General features: G+C 70.7%; 15 protein-coding genes and 1 tRNA gene. 10 read left to right on the forward strand and 6 right to left on the reverse strand.

Annotated elements, in window-relative coordinates; genetic code table 11:
• Positions 1-101: 101 nt before the first annotated feature.
• From G9272_RS22240 to G9272_RS22275, 8 genes are all read left to right on the forward strand, one after another.
• On the forward strand, positions 102-866 hold the full coding sequence (locus G9272_RS22240; protein WP_171398203.1) for a YcnI family copper-binding membrane protein: 765 nt from the start codon (positions 102-104) through the stop codon (positions 864-866).
• A gap of 145 nt (positions 867-1,011) precedes the next feature.
• Complete coding sequence (locus G9272_RS22245) at positions 1,012-1,662, forward strand: SCO family protein (RefSeq protein ID WP_171398204.1); 651 nt, start codon at positions 1,012-1,014, stop codon at positions 1,660-1,662.
• Positions 1,663-1,670: 8 nt separating this feature from the next.
• Complete coding sequence (locus G9272_RS22250; protein WP_171398205.1) at positions 1,671-2,138, forward strand: copper chaperone PCu(A)C; 468 nt, start codon at positions 1,671-1,673, stop codon at positions 2,136-2,138.
• Positions 2,139-2,151: 13 nt separating this feature from the next.
• The gene (locus G9272_RS22255; RefSeq protein ID WP_171398206.1) at positions 2,152-4,092 is read left to right on the forward strand and encodes a copper resistance CopC/CopD family protein; all 1,941 of its coding nucleotides are present in this window, start codon (positions 2,152-2,154) and stop codon (positions 4,090-4,092) included.
• An 8-nt stretch (positions 4,093-4,100) separates the two neighbouring features.
• Entirely contained in the window at positions 4,101-5,426 is a 1,326-nt protein-coding gene (gene efeB, locus G9272_RS22260; protein ID WP_171398207.1) for an iron uptake transporter deferrochelatase/peroxidase subunit, read from the forward strand.
• Positions 5,427-5,515: 89 nt separating this feature from the next.
• Positions 5,516-6,448 carry a prephenate dehydratase gene (gene pheA / locus G9272_RS22265; RefSeq protein WP_171398208.1) on the forward strand — a complete coding sequence of 311 codons (933 nt, stop codon included), beginning with the start codon at positions 5,516-5,518 and terminating at the stop codon, positions 6,446-6,448.
• Positions 6,449-6,999: 551 nt separating this feature from the next.
• Entirely contained in the window at positions 7,000-8,277 is a 1,278-nt protein-coding gene (gene serS, locus G9272_RS22270; protein WP_054242170.1) for a serine--tRNA ligase, read from the forward strand.
• A complete protein-coding gene (locus tag G9272_RS22275) occupies positions 8,274-9,080 on the forward strand; it encodes an HAD family hydrolase (protein WP_171398209.1) in 807 nt (268 codons plus the stop codon). The genes serS and G9272_RS22275 overlap by 4 nt, the downstream gene beginning before the upstream one ends.
• 635 nt (positions 9,081-9,715) lie before the next feature.
• On the opposite strand, the gene G9272_RS22280 is transcribed toward G9272_RS22275, so the two are convergent.
• The 6 genes from G9272_RS22280 to G9272_RS22305 form a co-directional block, all read right to left on the reverse strand.
• Positions 9,716-9,800 (reverse strand) — tRNA-Ser (locus G9272_RS22280).
• Between the two features lie 282 nt (positions 9,801-10,082).
• Positions 10,083-10,325, reverse strand: coding sequence for a hypothetical protein (locus G9272_RS22285; RefSeq protein ID WP_171398210.1), 243 nt, complete (start codon positions 10,323-10,325; stop codon positions 10,083-10,085).
• A 95-nt stretch (positions 10,326-10,420) separates the two neighbouring features.
• Entirely contained in the window at positions 10,421-11,140 is a 720-nt protein-coding gene (locus G9272_RS22290; RefSeq protein WP_020132774.1) for an ABC transporter permease, read from the reverse strand.
• Between the two features lie 9 nt (positions 11,141-11,149).
• Positions 11,150-12,061, reverse strand: coding sequence for an ABC transporter ATP-binding protein (locus G9272_RS22295; protein ID WP_171398211.1), 912 nt, complete (start codon positions 12,059-12,061; stop codon positions 11,150-11,152).
• The gene (locus G9272_RS22300; protein ID WP_171398212.1) at positions 12,058-12,966 is read right to left on the reverse strand and encodes an ABC transporter permease subunit; all 909 of its coding nucleotides are present in this window, start codon (positions 12,964-12,966) and stop codon (positions 12,058-12,060) included. Before G9272_RS22300 ends, G9272_RS22295 begins: the two co-directional genes overlap by 4 nt.
• Positions 12,956-13,933 carry an ABC transporter ATP-binding protein gene (locus G9272_RS22305; RefSeq protein WP_171402112.1) on the reverse strand — a complete coding sequence of 326 codons (978 nt, stop codon included), beginning with the start codon at positions 13,931-13,933 and terminating at the stop codon, positions 12,956-12,958. The genes G9272_RS22300 and G9272_RS22305 overlap by 11 nt, the downstream gene beginning before the upstream one ends.
• Positions 13,934-14,182: 249 nt before the next feature.
• Here G9272_RS22305 and G9272_RS22310 point away from each other — a divergent pair, with 249 nt between their 5' ends.
• Positions 14,183-15,070, forward strand: coding sequence for a M24 family metallopeptidase (locus G9272_RS22310; protein ID WP_171398213.1), 888 nt, complete (start codon positions 14,183-14,185; stop codon positions 15,068-15,070).
• Complete coding sequence (locus G9272_RS22315; RefSeq protein WP_171398214.1) at positions 15,067-16,896, forward strand: SDR family oxidoreductase; 1,830 nt, start codon at positions 15,067-15,069, stop codon at positions 16,894-16,896. The genes G9272_RS22310 and G9272_RS22315 overlap by 4 nt, the downstream gene beginning before the upstream one ends.
• Positions 16,897-16,930 lie beyond the last annotated feature (34 nt).

Consider the following 16,930-nt stretch of genomic DNA (forward strand, 5'->3'; position numbering starts at 1 on the left):
CCGGGGGGAACGGCCGCCGTCGTGCGGCACGCGCGCGTGCGCACATCCCTGCTCACGCCTCTCTCACCCGCAGATTCACTCAGAGTGGAGTGCTCGCTGTCATGAAGGCCTCTCGTATCGCCGCCCGCGTCGCCGCCGCCGCTGCCGTCGCCGGTTCCGCCGTTCTCGTCCTGTCCTCGCCCGCCTTCGCGCACGTCAGCGTTGCCGCCGAGGGCACCGCCGCCAAGGGCGGCTACGCGGTCGTCGACTTCAAGGTCCCCAACGAGCGGGACAACGCCTCGACCACCAAGCTCGAGGTCACCTTCCCGACCGACCACCCGCTGGCCTCCGCGATGCCGGAGCCGATCAACGGCTGGAAGATCGTCGTCACCAAGTCGAAGCTCGCCAAGCCCATCGAGCTGCACGGCAAGCAGATCTCCGAGGCCGTCTCCAAGATCACCTGGACCGCCACCGGCAAGGGCATCGAGGCCGGCTACTTCCAGAAGTTCCCGGTCTCCGTCGGCGCGCTCCCCGAGGACGCCGACGAACTCGTCTTCAAGGCGATCCAGACGTACTCCAACAAGGAGGTCGTGCGTTGGATCGAGGTCCAGGAGGACGGCGCCGAGGAGCCGGAGAACCCGGCCCCGGTGCTCGCCCTGGCCGCCGCCTCCGAGGACGAGCACTCCCACGGCACGACCGCCGAGGACGCCTCCGACGAGTCCTCCGACGACGCCAAGGCGGCCGCCTCGACGACCGAGGCGGCCTCCGACTCCGACAGCAGCGACACCACCGCCCGGGTCCTCGGCGTGGTCGGCATCGTCGTCGGCGCCGCAGGTGTGGCGTACGGCGTGCTCGCGGGCCGTCGTCGGACCACGACCGAGGCCTGAGCCCCACCCCCGCGTCGGGCGGCCGCCGTCGCCCGACGCCTGCTCCTCGACGGTGCGCACCGGGGCCGTACGCCCTGTCGTACATCCCGCCCCGTACCCCCACCCCCGGTGCGCGCCGGAGTTCACACATCTGGGACATTTTTCTATGCGTAAGAAGACGTTCGCCGCGGCCGCGCTGCTCGCCGCCGCCACCCTCACCCTCTCCGCCTGCGGCAGCGGCGACAGCGGCAGCAGCCCCGTCGCCGTCGTCTCCGAGGACGGCAAGCAGCAGGCCGCGACCGTGCTCGACCAGCCCTTCACCAAGCCCGACCTGGTCCTCACCGACACCCAGGGCAAGAGCTACGACCTCCGCAAGGAGACCGCGGGCCACCCGACGCTGGTCTACTTCGGCTACACCAACTGCCCGGACGTCTGCCCGCTGACGATGAACAACATCGCCGTCGCCAAGAAGCAGCTGTCCAAGGCCGAGCAGGACCAGCTGCGCGTCGTTTTCGTCACCACCGACCCGGACCGCGACACCCCGGCCGCGCTCGGCAAGTGGCTCAAGGGCATCGACTCGCAGGTCGTGGGACTGACCGGGAAGTTCGCGACCATCCAGGCCGCCGCCCGCACCCTCGGCATCTCCGTCGAGGCGCCGCACAAGGACAAGAACGGCAAGACCGTCTCCACCCACGGCACCCAGGTCGTCGCCTTCTCCCCGAAGACCGACGGGGGATACCTCCTGTACGGCGAGGACGCCACCGTCGACGACTACACCAAGGACCTCCCCAAGATCCTCAAGGGCGCGAACCCGTGAGGCGTGTGATGCCCGCCGGGCCCGTGCGGCTGCTCGCCGTACCCACCGCCGTGATCACCGGGACGCTGCTGCTCGCGGGGTGCGGGTCGGACTCCGACGGGCGGGCCGAACTGTCCGTCCGGGCCGCCTACATCCCGCAGCCCGTCTCCGACACCATGGCCGCCGGTTTTCTGACCATCGTCAACAAGGGCGGTACGAAGGACGAGCTGACCTCCGTCACGAGTACCGCCGCGGGCAGCGTCACCCTCCACGAGACCGTCGGGTCGTCGATGGAGGAGGTCACGTCCCTGGACGTGCCCGCGCACGGTCAACTCGTGTTCAAGAGCGGCGGAAACCATCTGATGTTCGAGAAGCTGAAGAGCAAGCCGGTGCGGGGCGGGACGGTGACCGTCGAGCTGCACTTCGCCGCGTCCGACCCCGTCGAGGTCGAGATTCCGGTGGAGTCCGCCACGTACAACCCGAAGACCGGCCACTGAGGGAGGGACCACCTTGACGCAGACCATCGCCCCCCGCGTCCGGATGCTCGTGCTGCTGTTCCTGGCGGTCACCGGTGCGCTCCTGGCCGGCGCCGGGCCCGCATCCGCGCACGCCGCGCTGACCGGCAGCGACCCCGCACAGGGGGTGGTGGTCGACAAGGCGCCCACACAGGTGTCGCTGACCTTCTCCGAGACCGTCTCGATGAACGACGACTCGCTGCGCGTCCTGGACCCCAAGGGCGCCCGGGTCGACACCGGCAAGCCGTCCGAGGTCAGCGGCACGACCTACGCCGTGCAACTGCACTCGGGGCTGCCCGACGGCACCTACACGGTGACCTACCAGGTGGTGTCCGCCGACAGCCATCCCGTCGCCGGCGCCTACACCTTCTCCATCGGCTCCCCCTCCGAGACCAGCGTCTCGGTGTCCGACCAGGAGGCCGGCGGAGGCGTCGTCGGCTGGCTCTACGGCTTCGGCCGGTACGTGTCGTACGCCGGGTTCATCGTGATGACCGGCGGGGCCGCCTTCGTGCTCGCCTGCTGGCAGCGCGGCACCGGAGTACGGGCCCTTCAGCGGCTCGTCGTCTCCGGCTGGGTCGCGATGACCGCGGCCACCCTGTTCCTGCTGCTCCTGCGCGGCTCCTACACCAGCTCCGGCAAGCTCGGCGACGTCTTCGACCTCGACCTCCTCGGGGAGGTCCTCCAGACCAAGACGGGCGCGGCCCTGGTGTCGCGGTTGCTGCTGCTCGCCGCGGCCGCGCTGTTCATCGCCGTGCTCTTCGGCGCGTACGACAAGCGCGAGGGCGAGGAGAAGCGGGACCTGACCTTCGGACTCGCCATCGGCGGAACCGTCGTGGCCGCCGGACTCGCGGCCAGCTGGGCCATGGCCGAGCACGCCTCCACCGGACTCCAGCCGGGCATCGCGATGCCGGTCGACGTGCTGCACCTGCTGGCGGTCGCGACCTGGCTCGGCGGACTCACCGCACTCCTCGTCGCCCTGTACCGGGCGCCGGCCGACCGCCCCGTCGAGGCCCCCGCCGCACGCCGCTTCTCCCGGCTGGCCCTCAGCAGCGTCTCCGTCGTGGTCGCCACCGGCACCTACCAGTCCTGGCGCCAGCTCGGCTCCTGGTCCGCCTTCACCGACACCCGCTACGGCCAGCTGCTGCTCGTCAAGATCGGGCTCGTGGCGCTGCTCGTCGGCGTCGCGTGGATCTCGCGGCGGTGGACGGCACGGCTGGCGGACCCGACGACCCAGGAAGCGGTACGGAAGTCCGCACCCGAGAAGGAGCGCGTCACGGCGTCTGCCGGGACCGGCGACACCGCCCAGCAGACGTCCGGCGACGCCGAGCCCGGCTCCGGGAACGCCGAGCGGGCCGCGCAGCTCGCCCGGCAGCAGGCCGCCGTCGACGCCACCCGGCAGAAGCGGCTACGGGACTCCGACGCCCACCGCTTCGGCCTGCGCCGCTCGGTGCTCGCCGAGGCCGGCATCGCCGTCGTGGTGCTCGCCGTCACCACCATCCTGACGTCGACCGAACCCGGCCGTACGGAGCAGGACGCCGCCGCGGCCAACCGGGCCTCGTCCTCCTCCTCGTCCGCCGCGGGGGACTCCGCGTCGGGTGCCCTGACGCTGGACATGTCGTTCGACACCGGCGGCACGGACGGCAAGGGCGTGGTCAGCGTCGACCTCGACCCCGCGCGCACCGGCGCCAACGAGATGCACGTCTATGTGACCCGGCCCAACGGCCGCGCCTTCGACGTGCCCGAGGTCAAGGTCGCCTTCACCCTCGAGGCCAAAGACATCGGGCCGCTGCCCGTCGTCCCCGACCACATCACCACCGGCCACTGGTCGGCCAACGGGGTGCAGATCCCCATGGCCGGCGAGTGGGAGATCTCCGTGACCGTGCGGACCTCCGACATCGACCAGGTGACCGTCTCCAAGAACGCGCAGATCGGCTGAACCGCACCATGCCCGACCAGTCCATTCCGCAGTCCCTCCCCGAGGCCGGCACACCCGTGGACGCAGCAGAGCCCGTGGACGCAGAAGAGGGTGCCCCCTCGGAAACCCCCTCCCCCGAGGGGCTGACGCGGCGCAGGCTGCTCGGCACCGCCGGTGCCACCGGGCTCGCGCTCGGCGCGGTCGGCGGGGCCGTCGGCTACGCGGCCGCGCCCTCGCAGGCGACACCGCTGTCCTCGATCGGCGCCGGCGAGGCGATGTTCCACGTGAAACATCAGCCGGGCATCACCCAGGGGCTCCAGGCCCGCGGCCATCTCGTCGCCTTCGACCTCGCGGCCGGCGCCGGCCGCAAGGAGGCCGCCGCATTGCTGCGCCGCTGGTCGGAGACGGCCCGGCGGCTGATGGCGGGCGAGGCCGCCGCCACTGACGACACCGACGTGGCGCGGGACGCGGGACCCTCCTCGCTGACGGTCACCTTCGGATTCGGCAACAGCTTCTTCACCCGCACCGGCCTGGAGAAGCAGCGCCCGGTCGCCCTGGACCCGCTCCCCGACTTCTCCTCCGACCACCTGGACAAGACGCGCAGCAACGGCGACCTGTGGGTGCAGATCGGCGCGAACGACGCCCTGGTCGCCTTTCACGCCCTGCGCGCGATCCAGAAGGACGCGGGCGGAGCGGCCAAGGTCCGCTGGCAGATGAACGGCTTCAACCGGACGCCGGGCGCCACCGCCCACCCCATGACGGCCCGCAACCTGATGGGTCAGATGGACGGCACCCGCAATCCCAAGCCGGCCGACTCGGACTTCGACCAGCGCATCTTCGTCCCGGCGGACAGCACGAAGGACCCTGCCTGGATGGCCGACGGCTCCTACGCCGTCGTACGCCGTATCCGCATGCTCCTCGACGACTGGGAGAAGCTGTCGGTCACGGCGCAGGAGCAGGTCATCGGGCGCCGCAAGTCCGACGGGGCCGCGCTGTCCGGCGGCACCGAGACGACCGCGATGGACCTGGAGAAGACCGACGCGAACGGCGATCTGGTCGTCCCCATCAACGCGCACGCCCGCATCACCCGCCCCGACCAGAACGGCGGAGCGGCCATGCTGCGGCGGCCCTTCTCGTACCACGACGGCATCGACCCGGACGGCACTCCGGACGCGGGCCTGCTGTTCGTCTGCTGGCAGGCGGACCCCCTGCGCGGCTTCGTCACCGTGCAGCGCAAGCTGGACCGCGGCGACGCCCTGTCGAAGTACATCCGCCACGAGGCGAGCGGTCTGTTCGCGGTGCCGGGCGGGGCGGCGGAGGGCGAGTACGTGGGGCAGCGCCTGCTGGAAGCGTGAAGTTACGCCCCCTCGTGCGAATTCATTCCTGCGAGGGGCTGTTGTGAGACACGTGGGCCCGGCTTCGCAAGGGCCATTAGGGTGAGGTCATGCCAGCGAGCTATGCGTATCTCGGCCCCGAGGGCACCTTCACGGAGGTCGCCCTGCGCACGCTTCCGGAGGCGGCCACCCGGCAGCTGATCCCTTACGTGTCGGTGCAGTCCGCGCTGGACGCCGTGCGCACCGGCGAGGCCGAGGCCGCCTTCGTGCCCATCGAGAACTCCGTCGAGGGCGGGATCACCACGACCCTGGACGAGCTGGTCGCGGGCACACCGCTGATGATCTACCGCGAGGTGCTGCTGTCGATCACCTTCGCGCTGCTGGTCCGGCCCGGCACGCAGCTCGCGGACATCAAGACCGTCTCCGCGCATCCGGCCGCGCAGCCGCAGGTGCGCAACTGGCTGAAGGCGAACCTGCCGGAAGCCGTCTGGGAGTCGGCCGCCTCGAACGCGGACGCGGCCCGGCTGGTCCAGGAGGGCCGTTACGACGCCGCCTTCGCGGGCGAGTTCGCGGCCGCCCGGTACGGGCTGACCGCCCTGGAGACCGAGATCCACGACGCCGAGAACGCCCAGACCCGGTTCGTCCTGGTGGGCAGGCCCGCCCGGCCCGCGGCACCGACCGGCGCGGACAAGACGTCCGTCGTCCTGTGGCAGCGCGACGACCACCCCGGTGGCCTGCGCGATCTGCTGGGCGAGTTCGCCACCCGGGGCGTCAACCTCATGCTGCTCCAGTCCCGCCCGACCGGCGCCGGTATCGGCAACTACTGCTTCTGCATCGACGCCGAGGGGCACATCTCCGACCGCCGGATGGCCGAGGCCCTCATGGGGCTGAAGCGGATCTGCCGTGAGGTGCGCTTCCTGGGCTCGTACCCGCGTGCGGAAGTGAACGTGGCGGACGTGGCGGCTCCGCTGCCCGGGACCTCGGACGGGGAGTTCGTGGCGGCGGCGGACTGGGTGGCGCGCTGCCAGGACGGCCGGTTCTAGGAGCCGTTCCGGCCGGTCCTATCTGCACATCTTCGTTATCCACAGAAGTTATCCACAGGCTTGCTTCTCGACCTGGGGACAAGTCGACAACGAAGTGCCATCCAGTCGACATATCGCCCTACGGCACCCCGCTGCGGCCCCCACCCTTCGAGTCACCCTTCGTCCACCTGTTTCCTTCGATCAATCCTTTGGGGCGACCCATTTCCACCCGAAAGTGGGTCGGAGCGGGGTTTGGGCAAGGAATTACCCGCCCCGCACGGCGGTATCGGAATGATCAATTCCAATGTCCACAGATCTTTCGCACACCCTGTGGATAACCGTTTCGGAAGCGTGGGCGCCTGTGGACAACACCTCCCCCAAGTCCCCGCTCCCGCAAGGGAATCGAGTCAACGAGACGCCCGCCACATGCCCCGTCCCAGGGAGTGAGACACTTTTTATTGACACGCTGGGCAATTCACTCATAACGGAACGTAGGCCATGATTCGGAACAGGCCGCGCGCGGTGCGGAATGGTGTCGTGAGCCGCAACCCCGCACGGGTAGCCTTGGCCGCGTGATTGACCTTCGCCTGCTCCGTGAGGACCCCGACCGTGCGCGCGCTTCCCAGCGTGCCCGTGGAGAGGACGTCGCGCTCGTCGACTCCCTCCTGTCCGCCGACGAGCGGCGCAGGTCGTCCGGCGTCCGCTTCGACGAGCTGCGTGCCGAGCAGAAGTCGCTCGGCAAGCTCATCCCCAAGGCCTCCGCGGACGAGAAGGCCGAGCTGCTGAAGAAGGCGAGCCAGCTCGCCGCCGACGTCAAGGTGGCCGACGCCGAGCGCGACGCCGCCGACGCCGAGACCCAGGAGCTCCTCCAGCGCCTCGGCAACCTCGTGCACCCCGACGTGCCCGTGGGCGGCGAGGAGGACTTCGTCACCCTCGAGACGCACGGCACGATCCGCGACTTCGGCGCCGAGGGCTTCGAGCCCAAGGACCACCTGGAGCTCGGTCAGATCCTCGGCGCGATCGACGTCGAGCGCGGCGCGAAGGTCTCCGGCTCCCGCTTCTACTTCCTCACCGGCGTCGGCGCCCTGCTCGAGCTGGCCCTGGTCAACGCGGCGATCGCCCAGGCCACGGCCGCCGGCTTCACGCCGATGCTCACCCCGGCGCTGGTCCGCCCGCAGTCCATGGCGGGTACCGGTTTCCTCGGGCAGGCGGCCCAGGACGTCTACCACCTCGACAAGGACGACCTCTACCTGGTCGGCACCTCCGAGGTCCCCCTCGCCGCGTACCACATGGACGAGATCATCGACGCGGACCGCCTGCCGTTGCGCTACGCGGGCTTCTCGCCCTGCTTCCGCCGCGAGGCCGGTTCGCACGGCAAGGACACCAAGGGCATCTTCCGCGTCCACCAGTTCGACAAGGTCGAGATGTTCTCGTACGTCACGCCCGAGGACTCGCAGGCCGAGCACCAGCGTCTGCTGGCGTGGGAGAAGCAGTGGCTGTCCTCGCTGGAGCTGCCGTTCCGGGTCATCGACGTCGCCTCCGGTGACCTCGGCTCCTCGGCCGCCCGCAAGTTCGACTGCGAGGCGTGGATCCCGACGCAGGGCAAGTACCGCGAGCTGACCTCGACCTCGGACTGCACCGAGTTCCAGTCCCGCCGGCTGTCGATCCGCGTCCGTGAGGGCAAGCAGGTCCGCCCGCTCGCCACGCTCAACGGCACGCTGTGCGCCGTCCCGCGCACGATCGTCGCGATCCTGGAGAACCACCAGCAGGCCGACGGTTCCGTGTACGTGCCCGAGGTGCTGCGCCCGTACCTCGGCGGCCGGGAGATCCTGGAGCCGGTGGCCAAGTGACCGCCGCGTTCCCCTACCGGCTGATCGCGACCGACCTCGACGGGACGCTGCTGCGCTCCGACGACTCGATCTCGCAGCGCACCCGTGACGCCCTCGCCGCGGCCACCGCGGCGGGTGCCGCGCACATCGTGGTGACCGGCCGCGGGGTCCCGTGGACCCGGCACATCCTCGACGACCTCGGCTACGACGGCCTCGCGGTCTGTGGCCAGGGCGCCCAGGTCTACGACGCCGGCGCGCACCGCCTGCTGACCTCGGTGACCCTGGACCGGCAGCTGGCCGGTGTGGCGCTGGCCAAGATCGAGGCGGAGGTCGGCCCGCTGTACCTGGCGGCCAGCCGTGACGGCCTGGACGGGGACGTGCTGGTCGGCCCCGGCTACGCGGTCACCGGCGCCCTGCCGTCGACGCCGTTCACCGATGCGTCCGACCTCTGGTCCGCCCCGCTGAGCAAGATCTACATACAGCATCCCGAGCTGTCGGACGACGCGCTGGCCGCTGCGGCCCGGCGGGCCGCGGGCGGTTTCGTCACGGTCGCGATGGCCGGCGCGGGCATCGTGGAGCTGCTCCCCCTGGGCCTCTCCAAGGCCACGGGCCTCTCCCTGGCGGCCCGCCGACTGGGCCTGAAGGCCGCGGACACGATCGCCTTCGGCGACATGCCCAACGACATCCCGATGTTCGCCTGGGCGTCCCGCAGCGTAGCCATGGCCAACGCCCACGAGGAACTGAAGGCCGTGGCAGACGAGGTAACCGCCTCCAACGACGATGACGGAATCGCCGTGACCCTGGAAACCATGCTGCCGGCGTAGGCATTACGGAGACCGCAGAGGTTGCCGGGGCGGGGGAGGCCGAACCTCCCCCGCCCCGGCAAGCCGAGCAACTGCGGCCTGAGCCACACGAGAACAAGCCGACCGCAGTGGCCGACCAGGGACGCGGGAACACGGGGGCGCCCCGTTCGCCGTAGGCAACAGGACCACGAAGGCACGAACGCAAGGGCGCACCACACGCCATGGGCGACCAGGGCCACGAGAGCGCGGGGCGCACCGATCGCCAGGCGCGAGTGCAATGGCGCACTGGCCGCCGTACGCGATCAAGAGCGCGGGAACGCGCCGATCGCCACAGGTGACCAGAGACGCGGACGCAAAGGCGCGCGCTGACCGCCGTAGGCAATCAGCAGCACGCAGACGCTGGAACCGCGAGGACCGCCGGGACACGCCAACCGCCGTAGGCAATCAGCAGCACGCAGACGCTGGAACCGCGAGGACCGGGGCGCGCCGATCGCCGTAGGCGATCAGGGGCGCGGGGAACTGCGCGACCAGCCACGACGCACCCGCACCCGCACCCGCACCCGCACCCAGAATTCCACCAGCACCAGCTGACCACCTGACGGCGCCAGGCCGAGCCACCGGCACAACCCCCGCCCAGTCCCAGTGACAACGCCTCGCGGAGGATGCACGGATCGAACGTGCGCGGGGTTGCCCCCGACCACGGCTTAGCAAGCCGGTGCCTTGCCTCTCGGCCAATCCTCCGGGTGGGCGGCCCACGCGAGAGCGACATCGCGTGCTCGAAGCGGCCGCCCCGGGCAGCTCCCCTGTACGGGACGGGTTCGACGGAGGGCTAACTACTCCGGAACCCGCCCCTGGCTGCCCTGAAGGGAACTCGACGGACTGCCGTGCATGGACATCGTCGAGCTCCTCCCAGTCTGTGGCACCGGATCCCTTCCGGCCCTGCGGGTACAACCACTGTGCCCGGGGGACGAGTTGGGCGCCACCGAATAAAACGCCCGTGCGAGGACCGGGGCCGAGCGACGACTACCGGCGGCGCCACCTGCGTCGACGTGCCTTGCTGAAGAACCAGCCCGCGGGCGGGTCGTCGGAGCGCCAGGGCTGCGGCTCGGGCTCCTCCGTCCGCCAGCGTGCGGCCAGCATCCGGGCCCGGGCGGACGGTTCGGACGTCTCGGCGGCCCGTATGAACTCCTCGTCCAGCACGAGGTCGTTCCAGACCTCGCCCTCGGACCGCTCGCGACCGCCACTCACCACATTGTCGTCCGCCATCCCCGTCCTCCTGGCCAAGTCCGTTTCGCCCAGTGTGCCGGGGCGCGGGTGAAGCCACCGTCAAGAACGGCCGCCCCGCCCCCCGGCAGGTCCGGTCACTCCTCGCCGGCGAGCGTCAGCGCCCGCAGCTTCTGGCCCGCGTACCAGGTGGCCAGCACGGTCACGACGACCAGCAGCACCGTCGCCGTGGTCAGTCCGACGTCCGAGGTGACGAGGTCACCGCCCGCCACCTTGTGGGCGACGGCCAGCGACCACTGCTGGACGCTGAGCGTGCGCGCACCCGGTACCAGGGAGCCGAACAGGGCCTCCCAGACGAGGGCGTAGACGAGGCCGAAGACCACCGCGTGCCGGGACACCGTGCCCAGCAGCAGGAAGACCGCCGCGTAGGCGATGGAGGAGACCAACGCGGCCACCGTGTAGGCGACCGCGATCTGCTGGCCGTTGCCGTTGAGGATGAAGCCGGCGATGAGCGTGGGCAGCGCCGAGAACACCATCGTCACCGCGACCGCCACGATCAGCTTGGTGAAGATGATCGTCGGCCGCTTCAGCGGCTTGGACAGCAGGTACACCACGGAGCCGTCGTCGATCTCCGGGCCGATCGCACCCGTGCCCGCGATGACGCCGATGATCGGCACCATCGTGGCGAGCGCGAGCCCGCCGAGCAGGTCGGACGCCGTCTGGTCGTCGGCGCCGGCGAGGCCGCGCACCACCACGGAGATGGCGATCAGCAGCAGGGGCAGGGCGCCCAGGATGAGGGCCCGGCGACGGCCGAGCAGAGCCCGGTACGTGAGCCGGGCGACTGTGGGGTCGTACATCAGGGCCTCCTACGCCGCGACCAGGTACGAGAACACGGACTCGAGGGACTCGTCGGACGGCGAGACCGTCAGCAGCCGGATGCCGTGGTCCCTGGCGACCCTCGGCAGCAGCGCGGTGAAGCGGCCGAAGTCGACGGCCTGGATACGCAACGCGCCCTCGGCGAGGTCGACTTCGATGCCGGACGTCGACGGGTCGGCGATCAGCGCGGCCGCGAGTGCGCGGTCGTCGCTGGAACGCACCAGGTAGCGGTGCGGGCGGTCGGTCATCAGACGGCGGATCCTGCGGAAGTCGCCGCTGGCCGCGTGCCGGCCCGCGACGACCACCTCGATGTGCCAGGCGAGTTGCTCGACCTCTTCGAGGATGTGCGAGGAGAACAGCACGGTGCGGCCCTCGTCGCCCATGCGCCGCAGCAGGTCCATGAGCTGCATGCGCTGGCGCGGGTCCATACCGTTGAAGGGCTCGTCGAGCAGCAGCAGCGACGGGTCGTGGACCAGGGCGGACGCCATCTTCACGCGCTGGCGCATGCCCTTGGAGTACGTGGAGATCTTGCGGTCCTGCGCGTACTCCATCTCGACCGTGGCCAGTGCCTTCTGTGCGGCCTTGGCGCCGAGGCCGTGCAACTCGGCGTTGGCGACGACGAATTCGCGGCCGGTGAGGAAGTCGTACATCGCCTCCCGCTCGGGGACGATGCCGATGTGCTGGTAGATCGCCTCGTTGCGCCAGACCGGCCGGCCGTCGAGGGTGACCGTGCCGGTGGAAGGGGCCAGGAAGCCGCCCATCATGTTGATGAGGGTGGACTTTCCGGCGCCGTTGGGGCCTAGCAGGCCGGTGACGCCGGGGCCGATGGTCATGGTGATGTCGTTGACGGCGACCACGTTGCCGAACCAGCGGGAGACGTGATCGATGCTGAGCGTGGTCACAGTCCGACCCTTCGGTAGCGGCGCATCAGGAGGCCGTAGCTCGCGGCGATGAGGCCGAGGACGACGAGGACGTAGACGACGCCCTCCCCGTTGGACGGGCCGATCCCGCCCGGGAAGGCGGAGGTGGCGCCCAGAAACGCGGACTGCGCGCCGTCGATGAGGGTGACCGGCGAGAACAGGCCGATCCAGGGGATGGAACCGGTGCTGTTCTGCGCGTCGGCGATGGCCTGGAGCGTGGAGACGGCACCGTAGGAGATGGTCAGGACGGCGATGACGGCGGCGATGCCGAAGCCGCGCCGCGGGGTGACCGAGGCGATGACCAGGCCGAGGCCGGCGAAGAGCAGCGAGAGCAGGGCCACGGAGACGAGTCCTTGAGCGAATCCCTTGGTCTGGTCGGCGAAGTCCAGCTTGGCCAGCAGCGCGCCGATGTACAGCACCAGCAGCGGGGCGGCGGTGAGGACGAAGAGCGCCGAGGCCAGCGCCGCGAACTTCGCGCGTACGTAGTCCGCGGTCTCGATGGGCCGCGAGAAGTACAGCGGCACGGTCTTGAAGCGGAGGTCGCGCGAGACGGACTGGGGCGCCTGCGAGGCGACGTACAGGCTGATGACGGCCTGCATGACGATCGCGTACCGCGTGTAGTCCACGGGGAGTTCGTTCGCCTTCGTGGCGACCGCGACGGCGACCATGATGGCCGCGGGCACGCACATCACCACGAAGAGCAGCATCGGCAGCACCTTCGACTTCACCGAGCGGCCGAGGCCGTAGGCGCCGCGCAGGGACTGCGAGTAGAGGGAGCGACGGGCGTAGGCGCGGCCCAGGCGGGGGCCGTCGTAGCTGCGGTAGCCGATGTTGTGGATGCGGGTCTGGTCACCCGAGGGGGCGGTGACCGGGTGCTCAACTGCCATGGCCGACGGCCTCCTTCCGCTGCTGGTCGTTGGTGGCGTCGGCGTCCGTGAAGACCTCGGAGATGTGGTGCCTGCGCTGTTCCATGCGCACCAGGCCGAGGCCGAGGTCGGCGACCACGTCCCGGACGACGTCGTAGGTGTCCTCGCCCTGCGCGGTCAGCAGCAGGACGTGGCCGGCGCCCGGCAGGCCGCTGTTGCCGTCCAGGACATCCACCCCGCGCGCGTGGAGCGCTTCGCGGACCGCGCGGGTGCCGTCCGGGTGGTCGTCGGTGTCGGTGACCTCGATCGCGAGGGTGGTGGTGGTCTGGGTGAAGTCGGTGGTGGAGCTGGAGCGCAGGAGCTTGCCGCCGTCGACGACCACGACGTGGTCGCAGGTGCGCTCCAGTTCGCCCAGCAGGTGGGAGGTGACCAGGACCGAGATGCCGAAGTCGGTGTAGATACGCCGGATCAGGCCCAGCATCTCGTCCCGGCCGACCGGGTCGAGGCCGTTGGTCGGTTCGTCCAGGAAGACCAGCTGCGGGTCGTGGACGAGGGCCTGGGCGAGCTTCACGCGCTGCTTCATGCCGGTGGAGTAGCCGCCGATGGGGCGATAGCGCTCCTCGTACAGGCCGACATGGCGCAGGGTGTCCGCGGTGCGCTCACGCGCGGCGGTGGGCGGCAGGCCGGACATACGGGCCATGTGCACGACGAACTCGGTGGCCGAGACGTCGGGCGGCAGGCAGTCGTGCTCCGGCATGTAGCCGACCCGCTCGCGGATGTCGGCGCCCTTGCTCGCGACGTCGAGGCCGAGCACCTCGGCTCGGCCCTCCGTGGCGGGCGACAGACCCAGAAGGATCTTGATCAGTGTGGACTTGCCGGCCCCGTTGGCTCCGACGAGGCCGGTCACACCGGGCCCGACGTCCACAGAGAGCCGGTCAAGAGCGGTCACCCGGGGGAACCGCTTGCTCAGGCTTTCGGTCGCGATCACAGTCACGTCATCGAAATTAGTGACGCACGCCACGAAAATCGTCAGACCTCAGAGCCGTCTTCGCCTCAGACCTCAGATGTACGGGTCCGTAGGGGATGCCATGCCTGAGAGCTACGGGGGCGCCGACGGCGGGTTTTCCACAGGCCCCGAACCCGCCTATTGACGCGGCCTCTAACAACTGTCACATTCGGCGATGTCAAGTTACGGACACGTAGCGCAGTCGACGGGGACTGGCTGGGACGGGGTGGCATGACGACGGCACCGACGGCAGGGACACGCGAACTCTCCGCCGAGCTGCGGGGATTCAGACGGGTGCAGCGGCTGGCGTACGACTGCGCGCAGGCCGTGGCCGCCGAACTGCGACCGGGCGTGACGGAGCGCGAGGCGGCGCGGATGCAGCGGGAGTGGCTGCGCGAGCGGGGTGTGCGCGACTGGTTCCACCTGCCGTTCGCCTGGTTCGGGGACCGCACGGCGTTCACCGGCTTCCGCGTCCCGTTGCAGTTCTTCCCCACCGACCGTCGCCTGGAGCCGGGGATGCCGTTCATCCTCGACCTGGCACCGGTGTACGAGGGGTACACGGCGGACATCGGCTACTCGGGCGCGCTCGGCGCCCATCCCGTGCAGGAGAGGCTGATGGCCGACCTCGCGGCACACCGGGAGCTGATCCTGCGCGAGGTGCGCGAGCGGCGGTCGCTGCGCGAGATCTACGCCGACGTGGACCGCCTCATGGTCCGCCAGGGCTACGCCAACCGGCACCGCGCGTATCCCTTCGGCGTGATCGCGCACAAGGTGGACCGGGTCAGGGAGCGCCGCTTCTCACCCCGGCTGTTCGGGTTCGGCACGCAGTCCCTCAAGGGTCTGGTGTCCGACGCGCTGCACGGCCATCGGGAGGGCTGGTCGCCGCTGTGGTCGCCGTACCGCTTCTCCGACCATCCGCCGCATCCGGGCCTGTGGGCGGTCGAACCCCATCTCGGGTTCCGGGGCACGGGCGCGAAGTTCGAGGAGATCCTCGTCGTCACCGACTCCGCGGATCCCGAGGAGAGCGCCTTCTGGCTGGACGACGACCTGCCGCACGTCAGGCGCTGGGCGGGTACGGAGGCGACAACGGACACGGCAGGGAAGGCGGAGGGGAAGTGACGTTGCCAGAGGGTGCGCGTGAGCGGTGGGTGCGGACCGGCGGGATCGAGCTGTGCGTGGCCGAGCTGGGGGACCCCGGGCGACCGACGGTCGTCCTGGTGCACGGCTATCCGGACAGCAAGGAGGTGTGGTCCGAGGTCGCGTCCCGGTTGGTGGACCACCACGGGTTCCATGTGGTGCTGTACGACGTCCGGGGGCACGGCCGTTCCGGCGTGCCGAAGCCGCTGCGGGGCGGGTTCACCCTGGAGAAGCTCACGGACGACTTCCTGGCGGTCGTGGACGCGGTCAGCCCCGATCGGCCGGTGCACCTCGTGGGGCACGACTGGGGCTCGGTGCAGTCCTGGGAGTTCGTGACCGTCGAGCGCACCAGGGGCCGCATCGCCTCCTTCACCTCGATGTCCGGGCCGTCCCTCGACCACTTCGGCCACTGGATCAACAAGCGGCTGACCAGGCCGACTCCGCGCCGGGTCGGCCAACTCCTCGGCCAGGGCGCCAAGTCCTGGTACGTGTACCTGCTGCACACCCCCGTCCTGCCCGAACTGGCCTGGCGCGGCCCGCTCGGCAAGCGCTGGCCGGGCATCCTGCGGCGGATCGAGAAGGTCCCCGCCGGCGACTACCCGACGCCGTCGCTGGCGTCGGACGCGGCGCACGGAGCCTGGCTGTACCGCGACAACGTACGGCCCCGTCTGCGCCGCCCACGTGTGGACGCGCACGCCCACGCGCCCGTGCAGCTCATCACGCCTTCGGGGGACCGGTTCCTGTCGGAGCGGCTGTACGACGAACTGGAGGACTGGGTCCCGCGGTTGACCCGGCGCACCCTCCCGGCCGGACACTGGGTCCCGCGCACCCGGCCCGACCGGCTCGCCTCCTGGATCGACGACTTCGTCCTGTCGGTCGAGAAGGAGCGGGATGGCGAGGCGGCGGGAGAGACCCGGCCGGGGGAGACCCGGGAGGACGGCGCGGGCCGGCCGGTGCGCAAGGCCGCCGCCACCGGCCGGCACGCCGAGCGCTTCGGCGGTCAGCTGGTGCTGGTCACCGGTGCGGGCAGCGGCATCGGACGGGCCACGGCGTTCGCGTTCGCCGAGGCGGGCGCCCGGGTGATCGCCGTCGACCGGGACGCCGAGGGTGCGGCCCGCACCGCCGAGATGTCGCTCCTGGTCGGCGCGCCCGAGGCCTGGGCGGAGGCGGTGGACGTCTCCGACGAGCAGGCGATGGAGAAACTCGCGGCGAAGGTCCACGCGGAACACGGCGTGGTGGACGTGCTGGTGAACAACGCGGGCATCGGGCTGTCGGGCTCGTTCTTCGACACGACGCCCGAGGACTGGCGCAGGGTCCTGGACGTCAACCTGTGGGGCGTCATCCATGGGTGCCGTCTCTTCGGCCGGCAGATGGCCGAACGCGGGCAGGGCGGCCATATCGTCAACATCGCCTCGGCGGCCGCCTACCAGCCGTCCAAGGCGCTGCCCGCCTACAGCACCTCCAAGGCGGCGGTCCTGATGCTGAGCGAGTGCCTGCGCGCCGAACTGGCCGACCAGGACATCGGCGTCACCGCGATATGCCCCGGCCTGGTGAACACCAACATCACCGCCACGGCGACCTTCGTGGGAGTGGACGCGCAGGAGGAGCGACGCCGCCAGAAACGCTCCACGCGCGTGTACGGGCTGCGCAACTACCCGCCGGAGAAGGTCGCGGACGCCATCCTGCGAGCTGTCGCGCTCAACAAGGCGATGGTTCCGGTCACTCCGGAGGCGCGGGGCTCGTACGCGCTGTCGCGTTTCCTGCCAAGGGCGTTGCGGGCGCTGGCGCGGGTGGGACCGCCGCTGTGAGCCGCCGCCCGGCCCCGCTGCGCCCGCCGGCGGA

Source organism: Streptomyces asoensis (genome assembly GCF_013085465.1).
GTDB lineage: Bacteria > Actinomycetota > Actinomycetes > Streptomycetales > Streptomycetaceae > Streptomyces > Streptomyces cacaoi_A.

Bases quoted from the DNA above. Each gene is read 5' to 3' on its own strand.
- G9272_RS22240 (WP_171398203.1), top strand. From the start codon at position 102: ATGAAGGCCTCTCGTATCGCCGCCCGCGTCGCCGCCGCCGCTGCCGTC.
- efeB (WP_171398207.1), top strand. From the start codon at position 4,101: ATGCCCGACCAGTCCATTCCGCAGTCCCTCCCCGAGGCCGGCACACCC.
- G9272_RS22245 (WP_171398204.1), top strand. From the start codon at position 1,012: ATGCGTAAGAAGACGTTCGCCGCGGCCGCGCTGCTCGCCGCCGCCACC.
- G9272_RS22290 (WP_020132774.1), bottom strand. From the start codon at position 11,140: ATGTACGACCCCACAGTCGCCCGGCTCACGTACCGGGCTCTGCTCGGC.
- pheA (WP_171398208.1), top strand. From the start codon at position 5,516: ATGCCAGCGAGCTATGCGTATCTCGGCCCCGAGGGCACCTTCACGGAG.
- G9272_RS22250 (WP_171398205.1), top strand. From the start codon at position 1,671: ATGCCCGCCGGGCCCGTGCGGCTGCTCGCCGTACCCACCGCCGTGATC.
- G9272_RS22300 (WP_171398212.1), bottom strand. From the start codon at position 12,966: ATGGCAGTTGAGCACCCGGTCACCGCCCCCTCGGGTGACCAGACCCGC.
- G9272_RS22310 (WP_171398213.1), top strand. From the start codon at position 14,183: ATGACGACGGCACCGACGGCAGGGACACGCGAACTCTCCGCCGAGCTG.
- G9272_RS22285 (WP_171398210.1), bottom strand. From the start codon at position 10,325: ATGGCGGACGACAATGTGGTGAGTGGCGGTCGCGAGCGGTCCGAGGGC.